This window comes from Paenibacillus sp. 01T443 (genome assembly GCF_056398325.1).
In genome coordinates, this window is the sequence record NZ_JBFTPE010000001.1 from 74,138 (window position 1) to 91,604 (window position 17,467).

At 45.5% G+C, this 17,467-nt stretch carries 12 protein-coding genes; 2 read left to right on the forward strand and 10 right to left on the reverse strand.

The genetic code is table 11. From position 1 onward, the window contains the following. Positions 1-115: 115 nt before the first annotated feature. The 8 genes from AC1DLI_RS00365 to AC1DLI_RS00400 form a co-directional block, all read right to left on the reverse strand. On the reverse strand, positions 116-1,672 hold the full coding sequence (locus AC1DLI_RS00365) for a response regulator transcription factor (RefSeq protein ID WP_477598806.1): 1,557 nt from the start codon (positions 1,670-1,672) through the stop codon (positions 116-118). After that, positions 1,665-3,419 (reverse strand): sensor histidine kinase, encoded by a 1,755-nt coding sequence (locus AC1DLI_RS00370; protein WP_477598807.1) that lies wholly within the window; start codon positions 3,417-3,419, stop codon positions 1,665-1,667. The genes AC1DLI_RS00365 and AC1DLI_RS00370 overlap by 8 nt, the downstream gene beginning before the upstream one ends. Before the next feature lie 165 nt (positions 3,420-3,584). Beyond that, positions 3,585-4,601 carry an SAM-dependent methyltransferase gene (locus AC1DLI_RS00375; protein WP_477598808.1) on the reverse strand — a complete coding sequence of 339 codons (1,017 nt, stop codon included), beginning with the start codon at positions 4,599-4,601 and terminating at the stop codon, positions 3,585-3,587. Between the two features lie 1,360 nt (positions 4,602-5,961). Next, the gene (locus AC1DLI_RS00380) at positions 5,962-6,294 is read right to left on the reverse strand and encodes a cyclic-phosphate processing receiver domain-containing protein (RefSeq protein ID WP_477598809.1); all 333 of its coding nucleotides are present in this window, start codon (positions 6,292-6,294) and stop codon (positions 5,962-5,964) included. Positions 6,295-6,337: 43 nt separating this feature from the next. Then, entirely contained in the window at positions 6,338-7,153 is an 816-nt protein-coding gene (locus AC1DLI_RS00385; RefSeq protein ID WP_477598810.1) for an Fpg/Nei family DNA glycosylase, read from the reverse strand. Positions 7,154-7,193: 40 nt separating this feature from the next. Continuing rightward, the gene (locus tag AC1DLI_RS00390) at positions 7,194-8,006 is read right to left on the reverse strand and encodes a TIGR01457 family HAD-type hydrolase (RefSeq protein WP_477598811.1); all 813 of its coding nucleotides are present in this window, start codon (positions 8,004-8,006) and stop codon (positions 7,194-7,196) included. A gap of 136 nt (positions 8,007-8,142) precedes the next feature. After that, positions 8,143-9,444, reverse strand: a complete 1,302-nt coding sequence (locus AC1DLI_RS00395; protein ID WP_477598812.1) for a ribonuclease H-like domain-containing protein — start codon at positions 9,442-9,444, stop codon at positions 8,143-8,145. Beyond that, on the reverse strand, positions 9,441-11,726 hold the full coding sequence (locus AC1DLI_RS00400) for a DEAD/DEAH box helicase (protein WP_477598813.1): 2,286 nt from the start codon (positions 11,724-11,726) through the stop codon (positions 9,441-9,443). The genes AC1DLI_RS00395 and AC1DLI_RS00400 overlap by 4 nt, the downstream gene beginning before the upstream one ends. 204 nt (positions 11,727-11,930) lie before the next feature. Between AC1DLI_RS00400 and AC1DLI_RS00405 the strand changes: the two genes are divergently transcribed. Together AC1DLI_RS00405 and AC1DLI_RS00410 are read left to right on the forward strand one after the other, a co-directional pair. Next, positions 11,931-12,218 (forward strand): autorepressor SdpR family transcription factor, encoded by a 288-nt coding sequence (locus tag AC1DLI_RS00405; protein WP_477598814.1) that lies wholly within the window; start codon positions 11,931-11,933, stop codon positions 12,216-12,218. After that, positions 12,215-12,826 carry an SdpI family protein gene (locus AC1DLI_RS00410; RefSeq protein WP_477598815.1) on the forward strand — a complete coding sequence of 204 codons (612 nt, stop codon included), beginning with the start codon at positions 12,215-12,217 and terminating at the stop codon, positions 12,824-12,826. Before AC1DLI_RS00405 ends, AC1DLI_RS00410 begins: the two co-directional genes overlap by 4 nt. A 36-nt stretch (positions 12,827-12,862) precedes the next feature. Here AC1DLI_RS00410 and rnz read toward each other — a convergent pair whose 3' ends face one another. Then, positions 12,863-13,801, reverse strand: coding sequence for a ribonuclease Z (gene rnz, locus AC1DLI_RS00415; RefSeq protein WP_477598816.1), 939 nt, complete (start codon positions 13,799-13,801; stop codon positions 12,863-12,865). A gap of 111 nt (positions 13,802-13,912) precedes the next feature. After that, a complete protein-coding gene (metH, locus tag AC1DLI_RS00420) occupies positions 13,913-17,353 on the reverse strand; it encodes a methionine synthase (protein WP_477598817.1) in 3,441 nt (1,146 codons plus the stop codon). Between the last annotated feature and the right edge of the window lie 114 nt (positions 17,354-17,467).

The window sequence follows — 17,467 nt, forward strand, 5'->3', positions numbered from 1 at the left end:
GTGTTACGCCCCTTCCAAACTCTTTAATGTTGTTTACAAGCTTTATTATAGGTCGATTGTCGAATTGTCGGAATTAAAAAAACCGCTTTCTTTGTTAAAAAAACAGAGGTCGCCATTATGGCGACCTTTTGAATTCGGATGGCGTAAATCCGGTATGCTTTTTGAAAACCTGGCTAAAGTATTGTGGATTATCACCGAACCCGAACTTTTCTGCCAGCTCAAAAACCTTTACATCGCCGGTCTTTTCAATTTCCTCCATGGCCCGTTCCATTCTTAAACGCACGACATAGTTGGAAAATTTCTCGTTCGTTTCCTTCTTGAACAGCTTGCCTAAATAATCAGCGTTCATATATAAAATTTCACTCGCTACCCAATTGAGTGATAGCTCCGGGTTTGAGATCTGCTCATCGATGACATGGAGCATCTTATTGATAATGAGCGAATGTTTTTTGGAATGAGTTTGAAAATTGTTCATGCAAATTTGCTCTGCATTTTCGGTAACAAATTGCTCAATGGTTCTAAGCGTGTGAAATTGCTCGAAGCTGGCGATTTTTGTTAAATAATCATTTATCTCTTCCGGTTTTCCTTGCCGTACGATCGAAATATACAGCGGAATGACATATGATTTTGAGAGATGCGTATCCATCCGGCTTTCCGCCAACTGAGCAAAATAGCTCTGAAGCTCCGTTTGGACGAATGCCCAGTCTCCCGATTTTACATGCATGCATAGCGGTTCTTCATCGTAAATGAACGGCTTCAGCACGTAGTCATCGCCTCGTTCAACATCATTTTGCGTAATGATGCTGCCTTCACCTAAATAAAATTGGTAATTTAAGCACTCTAACGTTTCGCGGTACATTTTGCGGGCGTGGGTAATGGGACCGGCATCACTTACGGCTACCGTGGCATCAAGCTTGTAAAAGGTCGAGAAGGTTTGCTTTATTTCAATCAGCTTTGTGAATAAAGCTTCTGTCCCGCTGCTCGCCTTAATCAACAGCAGTACATGCTTCCCAATCGTGGTGCTGAGAAGAACAATCGATTGACCAATAACATCCTGCGCTATATTTTTGACTGCGAACATATGCTCAAACTCAAATTTCCCTTCGATTTGAAACAAAAGCAGCTGCACCCTATCATTATCTACAGTAATGTGAAACAAATTACCGTAGTCGTCCCAATCGCGTTGCCCATACGTCTTGTTCGTAACAAGCTCCTTCAAAAATTGCTCCTTCGCGTGTGGCAGCACCTTTGACAGTTCCTTCTGAATATTTAGCATGAATTTTTCTTGCGATTGCTGTTCCTCAAGCTCTGAAATCACTTCTGTCAGCGCATCTGTTATCGTGTTCTCATTACATGGTTTGAGTAAGTAGTGTTTAACCCCGAACTGCATGGCTGTTCGGGCATAATCAAATTCGCTAAATCCGGATAATAAGATGAAGGCAATGTGCGGAAATTTCTCATACACTTTCTCAACTAATTGCAAACCGTTCATTCCCGGCATTTTAATATCGGATATCACAATATCCGGCATATGGCTTTCAATAAAAGCCATCGCCTCGAGTCCATTGCGCGCTGTTCCTGCAAGCTCCGTATTAAAATCATTCCATTTAACCGTAAGCGATATTCCCTCAACTATTATTCGTTCGTCATCCACCAGCAACACCTTATACACGGGAATCCCTCATTTCATACGGAAGTATCAGCTTAACTGTCGTGCCCCCATTTGGTTCGCTTTCAACCTGTAGACCGTAAGCGTCTCCATACAAAAGCTTTATGCGATCCTCAATGTTTTTCAATCCGAGTCCTGAGCCCTTCGTTTTCACTTCTCCGCTTAGCAGCTGAGCAACAAATTGCTCCTCCATACCTGGCCCATTATCCTCGACCGTGATAAACAAAAGTTCATGTTCTGCATAAGCATGAATTTTTATCGTACAGGTGTCAATCATTTGTTCAAGTCCATAGTTGATTGCATTCTCGACAAGCGGCTGAAGCGATAGCTTAGGAATACTGCATTGCAGCAGCATCTCAGGAACATCTACATTAAAATCAAGGCGCTCCTCGAACCGGTATTTTTGAATGGTCACATAATGATTGATGATGTCAAGCTCCTTGCTAAGCGGTATAAGCGGCTCCTTTAGATTAATAGAGGTTCTAAGCAGCGAGCCTAACGCTTCAACCATTTGGGAAATATGCGTTTGATTGCTTAGCTTCGCCGACCAATTGATGGATTCCAAGGTGTTATACAGGAAATGCGGGTTGATTTGTGCCTGAAGGGCCTTGAACTCCGTATCGCGAATCGTCAGCTGTTTTACATAGTTTTCATGGATGAGCTCATTGATACGTTCAACCATAATCCGGAAATTCCTGTGCATTTGCCCTGCTTCATCCATCGCAAGCGTTCGTTCATTCGGTTCATCGATATAAGAAAAATTGCCCAGCTGCACCCTTTTCATTTTTGCATTCAAACGTTCGATGGGTTCGGTTATTCCATTTGCGAACCCTACGGCAATCAATAGAATGACAATAAAAAGGATAGCGAAAATAATAATAATCGTATTTTTCACCTTTACAACACGGTCAAAAATATCATCAAACGGAATCAGCGTATAATACGTCCAATCGGTATACGTTGAGGCGATATAGGTTACAAAATATTGCTTCCCCTCATAGCGAATGACCTTATATCCCTCATTTCCGGATAAAGCCGCTAACGAATCAATCGGGAAAGCCGAAGCCTCCGGATATACCGCTTCATTATTTTTCATAATAATTAGCTGCGCATCGTTGCTGTTCAGCCCTTTTGCTAAATCCCTGAACAGCTTGTCCATATCAATACGAAGCGCTAATGTGCCAATGTAATCTAGATTCAGCTGTTCAAACGAACGAACCTCACGCGCAGCAATTAGAGACTTGTCATTACTGTAGGGGGTAATCCATGTATTTCCCCCTTTATTCACGGCTGTTAATTGCTTATATAAGTTCAAGCGGTCCTGGTACACGGTAACCGAATTCGCTCCTACCGCGTACTCGTTATCGTTTACGTCATAAAGCTGCGCAGAAAGTACATACTTATCCAGCGCGCCAATATTGACCATCCGCTCTTTAACTGTCAATCGCACAACATAGTTGTCATAATCGGACAACCCGCTTTTAATCGATCTTAAATAATGTTGAATGGTTGAATCCGTTGTAAGCATGAATGTGAGCTTCTCCATCTTTTTCAGTTCATTCTCGATGCTAATCGAAGATAAGCTCAGTGCCTTTGAAGACTGCTTGTATATTTCTTGATCGTAAAAGTCAAAGGCATATTGTTGAATAATGATAGCAAGCACAGCAACGACCACCATGATGACAGAAATAAGTACAAACATTTTATGCTTTATTCTCAGGTTCGTATAAAGCGCTTTCAAATTGGGCACTAAAACAGCCTCCTTCCAGCGGCATAAGATCCTTAAAGACAAGCGCCGTCCTTTAGCGGCTAAGCTCGTTTCGCGGATATATATAAGCTCATTTATAAGTCAAAACTAATAAATTCTTATCAATTCAAAAAAGAGCGCCCTGCCTTGAGGCGGGGGCGGCTCATCTTATTTCCTAATCAAATATAACGTAATTTCTTCACGGTTATGGAACAACTGCTTTGCTTTTTGAAGCACAAATTCCGTTGATAGTCTGGAAATGACATCTCTGATGGTTTGCAGCGGCTTCCGATGCATAAGCTTCACCGTGATGATGGCGGTCGCACCACTCTTGAGCGCAGCTTCAAGGTCAAGCACCAGTTTGCACATAAGCATCGGACTCCAGCTCATATCACAGACGAGCAGATCAAACGTACCAGCATTAAATTTCACTTCCGATGCATTGCGTTTTAAATACGTTAAGGTCGGATAAGCCATTAATGAAGGATGTAATTCTGCAGGATCAATAGCGGTTACTCGTAATCCCCGCTCCAGCAGCAGTGATGTCCAGCCGCCAGGCGCTGCTCCGACATCAAGTGCATTTTGATAGCTGGCATAATTCAAACCAAATTCCCGCTCCGCTTCAAGCAGTTTGAATTTTGCCCGTGAAACCTGTCCTTCCTCACGCTGAAAGCGAACTGCGCCGCCTGGCCAATCCGATAGCATATCCGATGGCGCTCCAAAACCTGCATAAAGCTGATTGGCCGCAGCGTATATCGCAATAATGATATCCGGCTGTTGTACGACAGGCTCTGCACCGATCTCTTCAAGCACCGCATCAAGCACTGCTTTCGTGTCAGCGGCAGAATAAACAAATTCAGATTTTGAGGTTCGTCTAATATGCACGGCCACTCGTTTATTTTCAAAGGACAGCACAGCGTTGCGAACCATATTCGATAATTCCTCAAGATCATTCGCGTTTCCTGTTATTTCAATCGTACGATCCACCGGCTGGATATGTCGTAAAAAGATCGGTTCTTGCTGATGGATAGCTTGCAGCGTCTCTTCCCGATTTTGCGGGCTGGACATTAAAAACACTTCACCTGCTGCAAGCTGCGTGAAGGCCACTCCTTCAAGGATTCTGCGAATTTCTTCCATTGCATAGGGTGAATAGGTTTGATTGGCCGTTCCGATCCATTGACTCACGTATGTTAGACCTCTTTCGTATATGAATTACTCTCGGTCCCTTGGAGGGACCTTTTCTCCCCTGCCCTCAAGGGAGTTATACACCCAAACCCTCGAGGGAGTTAAACACTCAAACCCTGAAGGGAGTTATACACCCAATCCCTCAAGGGAGTTATACACCCAAACCCTGAAGGGAGTTATACACCCAAACCCTGAAGGGAGTTATACACCCAATCCCTCAAAGGTGTTAATTCCTTATCTCTGAAAACTTTTAAATTTAATTTTTAATAGGACTAATTTTAAAAAAATGATAAATAAGTGAAGGGTTATTTTTATATTACCTTTATTAACTTTTCGAACCCACCCAAACCCTCCCTTCCAAGGGAGGGCTCCAAGGACTGCGTCCTCTGGACACCTGCAATTGGAATAACGTGAGAGGCAGCGGCGTTCATTTGAGTGTATGTTTGCGTATGATCGCTTTCGTCCCTGGGGGACACGCTTGCATTGGGAGTCATGCATTGGTTACTTTTAAGTTCATTCGATTAGACAGCTAAAGTAGCAATAATGTTAGACTATCTAGATTGTCGAGCTGCGTTGTTACCAAGCTGATCCATCGCATATGCACATCTTTCGCATATCCTTCACTGCATTATCAGCAAGCCGAACACCCTTAGCACATTAACTGGAAAAACTACCGCTAATTCTCCACATTGAGCTCGTTTTACTCACTTAACTGGAAAATCTCCAGCTAATTTTCTATATTCCCCTCAGTTTGTCCCAAAATAATCAAATTAACGGGAGAAATTGCTGTTAAATGTACGAAAAAAAACATCAGGTGTTGATTAGCAGGAGTTTTTCCTGTTAATTATTATCCAATAGATCACGAACTACCTATTTCAAATGAAAGATCCACTTCTGCTTCGATCCACTCACGTACAGCTCATCTGTTTGCTTTATAACGAATAAGTCACATTTCGTGAAACTAAACATGATCATTTATTTAGAAATATTAACTAATGAAGCCAATTACACCACAAACTCCATTTAGTATCACGAAATAAAACCAATTGTAATTCTATTTCACCAAACATAATGAACGAAAAGCTTGTCCAAAAATACCTTAAACTTCAATTCCCCATGTAAGCGTGTCCCCCGGGACAAAGCGTTCCCCGCTCTCACCTAACCAATAATCGCGTCGGACTAACAAATACGTTACTCCAATTGCGGGTGTCCAGAGGGTGCAACCCTTGGGGCCCTCCCTTGGAAGGGAGGGTTTGGGTGGGTTCGGAAATTTTTAATAAAAAGGTAAGCATGACATTGAGTTGTTCAACGCTCCTAAGCGTTTCTTAAAACTAAAACCCTAGAGGGCAAGGGTGATAAGTTAACCAGCAGCTATTTCATTTAAAAGCGCGTCCGGCATCGGACCGTTATGCAGCTTGGTTTCAGCCGGCGCGCTAGTTGATAACATATGGTACATTTGCATACGGCCCGCTGCACTTGAAGTGTGTAAGTAGATTTGTTCCGGATAACGGCCTGTTTCCACGATATGACGGACCACTTCATAGCCAGTCGGTTGAGCCCAGCCAAGATCGTAATCAAGCGAAAGAATGCCTATTTTCTCGAAATCCAGAAGCTGCTTGCATTCTTCGGCATTACTCGCCAGAACGAACCCTTTGGGGCATACTCGGTAATCGTCTAAGTACACATGGATCATGAATGAAACCCCCGTTCAACGAATAGATTCAAAGCTTGCTTATTCATTGCTCCTTTTGGCAATTTGAACAAACGAATGCTTTCCGGTTCGAAACATCGATTTTCTCGATAGTTGTCCCGCAATTCTGGCAGACTTGGCCTTCACGGTCATAAACTTGAAACTGATCACGATGTTTACCCGTTAAGCCATCCTCTGCGGAATAAGCATGCTCGCCTGCCCCGCCATGCGAAATCGCTTCCTTTAATACACTATGCATCGCTTCATATAGGCGTTCCCAGGTTTCGTTCTCGAACATAGGAATTTTTGCATCTGGCCGAACCGAGGCAGCAAAACAAATCTCATCCGAGTATACGGCGCCGATACCAGTGATTACGTTTTGGTCCATTAACGCTGTTTTAATTGATCCGCGTTTTTTTGCAAACCGCCCGATGAAACGGTCTAACGTCAATCTTTTGTCCAGCGCATCAGGTCCAAACTTACCTAGCTTTTCCTCAATTCCCTTTACCGTTAAAAGCTGCAAATCATCCGCACGCAATCCAACACCGTAAAGTACGGTTTCGCCGAAAATAAGTTTCAACTGTGCGGTACGGCTTGGTTTATCAGCTTCGCTTCCGCTATACAAATAAGCCCCTTGCCCCAAATGTAGCAACAGACGTTTCCCATTATCCAAATGCATAACTAAATAAAAGCCTCTTCTTTCTACAAACCATACTACCTTACCAATAACATCTCGCTGTATTTGCTCGTCGGTTGCTTGAAAAATCTTTGTATTTGATATTTCAATACCGGTTATTTGACCTCCTACGAATTGCTCCGCGATGAAAGTCCGATAAATATCCAGTTCCGGCAGTTCCTGCATGAAAGCTCGCTTCCTTCCTATGTTCTTCGTTAGCGTAATCTCATATTTGTCTGTGATCAGATATATAAGAACGAAGCTCTTCTAAGTGATTGCAAATAACGCTTGGCTGACAGCCTGCTTGCTCCATGTAATATGACAAATTCTCAGCAGTTGTAAGTCCGGTTAAAACAAGAATCGTACCACAGCCTGCTGCCTCACCGAAAGCGATGTCTGTAGCCATATTGTCTCCAACTACCCACGTTTCTTCAGCCTTTAATCCGATCTCTCTCAGTGAATATTTCATAAGTATCGATGAGGGCTTTCCGATCAAAATTGGTTCTTTTCCACCCGCTGCCCGCAGCATAGCTCCAATGGAGCCCGCACCGGGAATGAGACCGTCTGTGGATGGAATCAGCAAATCCGGGTTTGTCATAACAAAAACCGCACCGTTATGAATATACCGGACCGCTTTTGTTAAACGTTCATAGGTAAAGGAACGGTCAATGCCCTGCAGCACGAAATCGGGTTGTTCCTCCGTCAATGCTAGACCAGCTTCTTGAACGGCTTTCTTAAGTCCGGTTTCGCCAACTACAAAAACAGACGCTCCCGGCTTAATTTCCGCGATATGCCCCGCAGCTGCTTGCGCTGATGTGCATACATCCTTAGGTACCGCAGGGATCCCCATGTTGTTCAGTCTATCTGCGACCTCTTCTGGGGTAGACGATGAATTGTTCGTAACAAAGCGGAAAGGAAGCTTCGTGTCTCTCAGATAAGAAATAAGCCGATCTGCATCGTCGATGCGATGCGTTCCATGATATAAGGTGCCATCCAGATCAATAAGTAAACCGCGCATTGTCGGTAGTTTTTTTGTCATTATTATAAAATCCTCTCAAGCAAGAGCGGCATCGCTGCAATCTGCTGTATAAACTTTAATTTTCCGTTATAAAATATCCCCGATCATTCAATTGCATCAATAATCCACGAATTTGCTCTATTTAATGAGAGCTCGCTTATTGGATTTGTTTTGCTGATTTTCGTCGCAAGCGCGTGATTCGATTTCTCAGCGCCTCGAGCTCTGCTCTTTTTTTGGTATCGCGACGAATAAGCAGAGAATGATTCATAGCATGTTCAAACGCCATATTCGCATGCCCTAAAGCAGCCTCGTAATCCTTCAGTTTATGCTCGTAGTACATAGCCAGTTCTATGCTCGCTTCATGAGCAGCAGGGCCAAAATGCGAGCTGGAATGAATAATAGCCTTCTGCCACAATAACACAGCACGAACCCAATTTCCAGCCTTCTTGTCGCGTGCGGCAAGCATAAGAAGCGTTGAAGGATTCGATTGTTCCGCATTCATTGCCATATCGAACAATTGAATGGGAAGCTTATTTTTGCCCATCCGTTCCAGCCAAAGGCCGGTGCGCACCATCTCCTCCGGCTCATCCGGTAGGGGAATATAAGATTCAATATTGCCATTCAATAAATGCCCAAAACGAATAGCTAGACAAGCAAGAGAGAGCATATCCGTTTCATTATGACGAAAAACGCCTTCAAGCGGCGCTGGATCTCCATTCGCTAAATATTGAAAATAGAGCTGAGGTGCCATCGAGCCCGGTACATCATCTTCCCGATGTATGCCAAGCCGTTCTTCCTCAACGTGACTTAACCGACATGAAACTAGTGTGTTTCTCCATATCGACCGCGCCGGATGCAAAAAATCGAGATGCTGAGGCTCCCACATTTTGCGTCCAAGCCCATTCATGATAAATCGATTTTGGACGAGCGGCCAATCGAATGTCTTGCCGTTATAGGTGGATAGAAAAGTGAACTGCTGCAGCTTTTCCGCCAAATACATGAGCATCGCTCTCTCTTCGGCAGGATGCCTGATCAAGGTTTGCTCGATAACAAATTGGCCCTTTGACATATAGCCTATGCCAACCATAAACGGAACGTTCCCCGCCCCAACGCCTAAGCCTGTCGTTTCTAGATCCAGAAACAATATCTGCTCGGCGGCAGTTTGCTGATTCGAATGAAATGCCGATAAACCGGGAGCTGCATCTTGCAGCTCCCGGAGAGCATGCAAACCGTGACGATAGTCTATTGGATATTCTATTTTTCGAAGTAAGAAGCTGCCTGTAGCATTCGTAACCAGCTTAACTCCGAAAGCAGCCCAAACGGGTGAAAGCTTCTCCTCATCTTCTCCGGCAAGCTCCGCCTTCGGTTCTTCAGTCAGCTCGACTGCTTCTTCAATCACCGCTTCCTGTTTGGAGCTTTCACCGCGCAAACGGTTCATTCTATCGCGCATACCGCTCATCGCGTACCCTCCGCTTCGTTCAGCAGCTCCAGCGCCTGCTGCTTCCCAAGCAGCCCCACTTCTTCAATGGGGCCCACGCAGGCCGGACAGCCGCTTAAGCATGTACAAGCGCGTATTAAGGATTTGGCCTGACGAATAAGGTCATCATGCACCTCGAACAAACGCTCGCTTAGACCGATTCCTCCCGGGTAACGATCGTAGAAATAAATCGTCGGCTTTTGCGTATGAACGGCTTTTACTTGAGGTACGACTCTAATATCGAAAGGATCGCACATTAAATAGAGGGGCGCGATATGCACGAGCACGTTCGCAATGCCCAGCAAAGCAAACTGCATTTCGTTTTTGCTTTTGCGGGCAGCGGCCTCCTCGCTAAACGAGAACCAGTAACCGCTCGTATGCAGCTCTTCCTCCGGCAAATGAATAGGTCCTGAACCGATATTTTCATGCGTGCGAAGCTTTATTTTTTTGAAAATGGTGGGTTTGGCATTGACCGTGAGTTCACCGTATTGCCTAATCAGCTCTCCCGACTCTCTTTCCTTATCTACGTACAGCACCTTTAGCTCAACCGCTAGGTTGGCATCTGTATAATAATCCACGCTAACCTCACGTACATAGGCTTTTTTCTCCGGATAGTCGAGCTTCTCGACCTGGTACTGCACGCCTTCATGAATATAGATTGCTTCCTCATGAATGAGCGTCGGAGCACTGAACCGATCAACCTCTCCCAGAACCCGGCTGCCGTTCGTATTATCAATAATGACAAAGTTCTCCTGTGCCGCCGACCGCAGCGAAATGTTATGTGCAGGGAAGGATTGCTCCATCCAGAACCATCGGCTTCCCGCCTTATGCAGCACCTTCTCCTCCACGAGAAACTCCATCATATCCTCTAGTGATTCCGAACCGAAAGTGTCCCCTGCCTCGAATGGAAGCTCGTATGCCGCACATTTGACATGATCCATAAGCACCAATAAGTTATCAGGATGGATCAATGCGCGTTCGGGTGGCCGATTAAAGAAAAAGTCAGGGTTTTGAATCATATACTGATCCAACGGATTGCTGCTCGCCACCATAAAGGTGATCGAGCTCTCTTGTCTTCGTCCCGCACGTCCGGATTGCTGCCAGGTGCTTGCGATTGTGCCGGGATAGCCATTCAAAACGCAGGCTTGAAGCTGACCGATATCAATGCCAAGCTCCAGTGCATTTGTGCTGACAACGCCGCGAATTTCACCCGATCGCAAACCGCGTTCAATTTCTCTGCGCAATTTGGGCAAATAGCCGCCGCGGTAACCTCTGATCGACTTATCATTGATTTTATCGCGAATCAATTCCTGCAAGTATGTCAGCAGCAGCTCAACACGAACACGGCTTCTAGCGAATACAATCGTCTGAACCCCCTGCTTAAGCAGCAGACCGGCAAGCTTGCGCGTCTCTAGCACACTGCTGCGACGAATGCCCAGCTGTTTATTGACAACAGGAGGATTGTAAAAGACAAAATGCTTTTCTCCCATAGGTGCGCCGTTGTTGTCGACAAGTGTTACTTTCTCCCCGATTAAACGTTCTGCATGCTCTTGGGGATTATCGATCGTGGCTGACGCACAAATAAACTGCGGCGTCGACCCGTAAAACTTGCAAATGCGTTTTAACCGCCTTATGACGTTTGCCACATGGCTTCCGAACACGCCGCGATAGGCATGGACTTCATCAATAACGATATACTTTATATTTTCGAACAGCTTGACCCATTTGGTGTGATGCGGCAGTATTGCTGAGTGGAGCATATCTGGATTCGTGACCACGATATGGCCGGCATTACGTATCGCTGTTCGTACAGTTGGCGGCGTATCCCCGTCGTAAGTGTGTGTCTTAATGCCTACATCCATTAAGTCGGCGAGCGCTTGCAGCTCTGCAACCTGGTCTTGTGCGAGTGCCTTCGTCGGAAACAAATAGAGCGCCCTGCCCTCTTCGTTTTCGAGCAGAGACTGCATAACAGGCAGATTGTAGCAAAGCGTCTTACCTGATGCAGTTGGCGTCACTGCCACTACATGGTTTCCGGCCCGTACTGCGCGGTATGCTTCAGCTTGATGCGTATATAATTCGCTGACCCCACGGGAATTCAGCGCTTCCTTCCATGCATGGTGCAGGCCTTCCGGCAGCGGAGCGGTACGCGCGTCACGCGGAGCGAGGGTTCGCCAGTGCGTAACATTGTCCATAATTTCGGTATTTTCCCGCACCTGCGTCAGCCACTCCTCCAAACCGGAGGTTTTTCCCGTAAACCGGTTCATTACCGTCCATCTCCCATCAAACATATGTTTCTTTTTATTTTACAGAATACATGTTCGGTCTGCAATTTTAATTTAAGGAAATTGCTGGTTCCTTGAAAATTGACAGCCTTTTGCGTAAACGATATAGTAGTTTCATATCTATCATTTAGATACTTGTTTAACTATCTAATCGTTTGAAAAGAACACGGTGAAAGGATGGGTTCTATGTCCATCAACCTTGCCTTTAAAGCGTTATCCGATCCGACTAGAAGAACCATATTAGATCTGCTGCAAGAGCGGGATTTGACCGCCGGAGAAATTGCCGAACATTTTCAAATGACAAAGCCCAGCATCTCGCATCATCTCAGCCTATTAAAGCAAGCGGAGCTCGTATGGGATGAGCGCCAAGGCCAACATATCTACTATTCTCTAAATACGGCGGTATTCCAAGACTTGATCAAATGGATCATGTCCTTTCAGCAATCCGACTCCAGGGGGAATAAAAAAAATTGAAATCTACCGTGCTCTCTTGGATCATTATATCGATCGCAGTTGTCGCAAGTATCGTAACTTATCCCTATTTGCCTGATCAAATGGCAATTCATTGGGATATCAATAATGAAATCAATGGATTTGCGCATAAAGCTTTCGCTCTTCTGCTGCTTCCCGCGCTTATGGTCATTTTGATCGTCATTCTCCCTAGAAAGCAAAACTACCATAAACACAAAGCCGCTCTACTCATTATCCAGAATGTCATTCTGCTTTGTCTACTGGTGCTGCATAGTACCACGATCGCATTAGGATACGGATTCGCTATCGATATTGAGAAGGTTGTTATTCCCATGATTGGTGTCATTTTGACCGTTTCGGGTATCTATATGCCGCATTTCCAGCATGATAGCTTCATCGGCATAAAAACAGCCCATACGTTAGCAAGCGAGTCTGTTTGGAAAAAAACGCATCAGATGGCTGCTAAATTTTATTTTTTTGGTGGCTTGTTGATGATCGCGAGCGCATTCGTCCCGAGCCCTTATCAAGTGTTTATTTTTTTCGGCATAATTCTTATCATCGTATTAGCTTCTGTATACTCGTCCTTCCATTACGGCAAGGATCATAATTAAACAAAAAAACGCGAGGATTTCCTCGCGTTTTTTTTCTTACTCGTTCAAAGCCCGTTTAATCTCAATATGAAGCAGATCCGTCGCAGCCGTTACCGGTTCAAAATGGAGAGCAGCCTCTCGCTCCAATTGCAAAAGATCCTCGTTACTGTATCGTCCGCTAAAATGTGTCATAACCAACCTCTTGGCCTTCGCTTTTGCAGCCGTTTCGGCGGCTTCCTTCGTTGTGCAATGGCCGAATTCATGAGCCTTCTCCTCTAAGCCTGCAGCAAAGGTAGCTTCATGCACGAGGAGATCCGCATCGACGGCAAGCCTGTGAGCGTTTCCACAAGGCTTAGTGTCGCCCAGAACCGTGATAACCCTTCCGATATGTGCTGGCCCAGTTACATCCTCGGTATGTACAATCATACCGGTTGGCGAAGTGACAGACTCCCCTTGCTTTAATTTACCATACAAAGGGCCAGCTTCGATGCCGAGCTCCTTCAGCTTGTCTACGAGCAGCCTGCCAGGCTGATCCTTTTCCGTTAAGCGGTAGCCGAAGCTGACCACACGATGCTCAAGCTTACCAACTTCCATTTTAAACCGATCATCTTCGTAAATAATCGTTTCATTTTCTGATATTTCATGGATAATCAGTTCATAATCGAGCTGAGTTGCGCTGATATTGAATATCGTATCTATAAACGTTTTTATTCCAACAGGACCATAGAGTCGAACAGGAGTAACTCCTCCATCGAACGAACGACTGCTGAGCAAGCCCGGCAAACCGTATAGGTGATCGCCGTGTAAATGTGTGATAAACACGAATTCCAGCTTATTCAGCTTAAGCGGCGTGCGCATAATCTGATGCTGGGTCGCTTCGCCGGCATCAAACAGCAGCCAGCTGCAATTTGGCTCAGGCAGCTGCAGCGCCATGGCGGTTACATTGCGATACTTCGAGGGTCTTCCAGCACCCGTCCCCAAAAACCACATGTTCATTTTCTCGATCACCTCACTCTTAGCTGAAGCTGTCTTACCTTCAATAATTGAAACGAAGAGCCCTTACAAGCTCGTTAAACGAACGCTTAAGGGCTCTCCTTTTATTATAAGCTATAGTTTCTCTACATTAAAATATTGAGCTTCCGGATGGGCAAATACCATCGCTGATACGGAGGCTTCAGGCTCCATCATGAAACCTTCAGTTAATTCAACACCGATATCTTGTGGTCTCATCAGATCGAACAGAGGTTCTTGATCCTCTAGATTCGGACACGCCGGATATCCGAAGGATACGCGGATACCTTGATAACGTGCGCCATGACGCTGTTTCATCGTCATTTCTGCCGGATCCGGATAACCGCAAATATCCCGCATAATGTGATGAACACGTTCAGCCATGCCTTCAGCAACTTCCAGTGCTACAGATTGCAATGCATGCGAACGCAGGTAATCCCCGTTGTCTTTCCATTCATTGGCGAGCTCTCGAATGCCGTGACCAGCCGTTACGACTAAGAAGCCTACATAATCCATGACGCCGCTCTCCACTGATTTCAAGAAATCAGCTAAGCATAAATACGGCTCAACCTGCTGACGCGGGAACGTGAATCGCTTGATTTCCTGCAAAGGATCAACCGGATTGTAAATAATAACATCATTGCCCGAGGATTGAGCCGGAAAGAAACGGTACATGCCATGGGTTTTGATAATACCATTAGTTGTGCCTTCTTGCAAAATCTCATCGACGGTAGCTTTAAGCTGAACCGCTTTCTCATTGCCTTCTTTTAGCAAATTGTCTACATTGCCTTTTAGCCCAAGGTGATGACCGAGCAGCATTTGCATATTCACATAAGGAATAACATGCGGAAGCGGTACATCACGAAGTACGTGGCGCTCCAAATCCGGCGGCGTAAACACAGGCGCATCCGGTGAAATTTTAGAGCGTACAGCCCGTGTCAGTTGAGGCAAAGGCTTTTTCTCTTCCTCTTCGAGGCCGCCGGATGCCTTAAAAGCAGCCATTTCGTCCTCCATCCGCGAACGGTGATCAGGATCCATCAGCTTATTTGCGATGTCTAGTCCGTCCATTGCATCCTTCGCATATAACACGAGACCGTCATATTCAGGGCCGATTCTCGTCTTTGTAAATTTCCTCGTCAATGCCGCGCCGCCAACAAGAATTGGTGCATCGATGCCAGCCGTACGCAAATCCTGTGCGGTGATGACCATCTGTTGAGCTGATTTTACGAGCAAGCCCGACAAACCAATCGCATCGACCTTCTCTTTGCGATAAGCCTCGATCAATTGCTCAGGCGGTACTTTTATACCCAAATTTATGATTTTATAGCCGTTATTCGATAAAATAATTTCAACAAGGTTTTTACCGATGTCATGCACATCGCCTTTAACCGTTGCCAAAATAATTTTCCCTTTTACGGATGATTCATTTTTCTCCATAAACGACTCTAAATAATTTACGGAGGCTTTCATAACCTCGGCGCTTTGCAGCACTTCAGCTACGATCAGCTCATTACCGTTAAATAACCGGCCTACTTCCTCCATCCCGCGCATTAGCGGTCCGTTAATGACTTCCATGGCTGAATATTTCTTCAGCGCTTCGTCTAGATCCGGGATAAGGCCTTCCTTTGTTCCTTCCACAACGTATGAGCCAAGACGCTCCTCGAGGGTTAGATTCGAAATTTTTTCTTTCTTTTCAACTTTCTTATCGCGGAATGCAGCCACAAATGCGGCTAACGTCTCGTCCGTCGTATTATAGATGAGCTCCTCAGCCAAACGACGCTCTTCATCGGGAATCGAAGCATAACGCTCCAGCTTCTCCGTGTTAACGATCGCATAATCAAGTCCCGCTTTGGTTGCATGGTACAAATAAACAGAGTTCAGCACTTCACGACCCGCATCTGGAAGGCCAAAGGAAATGTTGCTGAGTCCCAGAATTGTTTTGGCAAGCGGGAACTTCTCCTTGATCATCCGGATTCCTTCGAGCGTTTCGACCGCGGAACCGATATATTGAGGATCGCCGGATCCGACCGGGAACATATTCGGGTCAAAAATAATATCCTCAGCGTTCATCTTATATTTCTGAGTCAGCAAGTTGTAGGAACGCTCGGCAACCTCCATCTTCGCTTCACGTGTTACGGCTTGACCTCGCTCATCGATGAGTATCATCACGACGGCAGCGCCATAACGATGGATTAACGGCAAAATTTGTTCAAATTTAGACTCGCCGTCCTCCAGGTTAATGGAGTTAATGATCGCTTTTCCTTGCGAATATTTTAGCCCCAGCTCGATAATATGATCATAGGTGGAATCGAGCATCAACGGCGCTTTTATCTTCTTGACGACCTGCGGCAAAAATTGATGGACCGCATAGGCCTCATCGATATCCGTGTCCTGCAGGTTAATATCGATAACATGCGCCCCGCCCTTCACCTGGGCCCTTGCGATTTCAGAGGCTTCATCAAACTTTTCTTCCTTCAGAAGCCGTTTGAATTTGCGGGAACCGGAAATGTTCGTGCGTTCCCCAATCATAATCGGCCGATTCTCAGGCTCAATGAATACCGTTTCAATACCAGAAACCGCGTTAGGATGGGATCCCATTTTTGTACGAGGAGCGAATTTCGCCATGGTCTCACCCATTACGCGTATATGCTCCGGAGTCGTTCCGCAGCAGCCGCCGGCGATGTTCAGCCAACCTTGCTCTGCGAAAGCAGACATTTTTTTGGCTAATGATTCAGGCGATTCATGATAATTTCCGTTCTCGTCTGGTAATCCCGCGTTCGGATAACAGCTTATCGCAGAATTAGCAATCTCGCTGAGCGTGCGAAGATGATCCCGCATAAACTCAGGTCCTGTCGCGCAGTTCAAGCCAATGGAGATTGGCTTCAAATGCTCTAAGGAAATATAAAAGGATTCAATCGTTTGTCCCGCTAGGGTCGTGCCCATTGGCTCAATCGTACCGGATATCATGATGGGCAGCTCTTTGCCTAGCTTATCAAAAGCGTTACGTATACCGATACTGCCAGCTTTAACGTTTAGCGTATCCTGTGAGGTTTCGAGCAATAAAGCATCAACATCCGCTTCTATTAAAGCTAGAGCTTGCTCATAATAGCTCTCTACAAGCTCATCGAAGGTCACCCCGCCGGTTACCGACAATGTTTTGGTCGTAGGACCAAGTGCTCCGGCAACGTATCTAGGCTTGTCAGGCGTGCTGTATTTATCGCAGGCATCACGGGCCAGCTTTGCAGCTGCAAGATTGATTTCTCTCGCTTTTTCCGGGATATCATAATCAGCCAAGACGACACTTGTAGCTCCGAACGTATTGGTTTCCAAGATGTCCGCKCCTGCTTCAAGATACTGCTCATGAATCAATTGTATGACATCAGGACGAGTTAGAACGAGCATTTCATTACAGCCGTCCAGCTCAGGTCCTCCAAAATCATCTTCATTTAATCCAGCCTGCTGGATCATCGTCCCCATTGCGCCGTCCAAGATAAGTATGCGCTCCTGAAGCATTTGTTGTATGGTCGGTTTCGACAATTTACTACACCCTTCCCAAAATCATTAACACATAGTTTATCAGAATACCTTCTGCGTGAAAAGGTAATCCATCGACAATCCATTTGATTTGTTTTATAATCATTATATCATTTA

Bases quoted from the DNA above. Each gene is read 5' to 3' on its own strand.
- AC1DLI_RS00380 (WP_477598809.1), bottom strand. From the start codon at position 6,294: ATGATCCATGTGTACTTAGACGATTACCGAGTATGCCCCAAAGGGTTC.
- AC1DLI_RS00385 (WP_477598810.1), bottom strand. From the start codon at position 7,153: ATGCAGGAACTGCCGGAACTGGATATTTATCGGACTTTCATCGCGGAG.
- AC1DLI_RS00390 (WP_477598811.1), bottom strand. From the start codon at position 8,006: ATGACAAAAAAACTACCGACAATGCGCGGTTTACTTATTGATCTGGAT.
- AC1DLI_RS00395 (WP_477598812.1), bottom strand. From the start codon at position 9,444: ATGAGCGGTATGCGCGATAGAATGAACCGTTTGCGCGGTGAAAGCTCC.
- AC1DLI_RS00400 (WP_477598813.1), bottom strand. From the start codon at position 11,726: ATGAACCGGTTTACGGGAAAAACCTCCGGTTTGGAGGAGTGGCTGACG.
- AC1DLI_RS00405 (WP_477598814.1), top strand. From the start codon at position 11,931: ATGTCCATCAACCTTGCCTTTAAAGCGTTATCCGATCCGACTAGAAGA.
- rnz (WP_477598816.1), bottom strand. From the start codon at position 13,801: ATGAACATGTGGTTTTTGGGGACGGGTGCTGGAAGACCCTCGAAGTAT.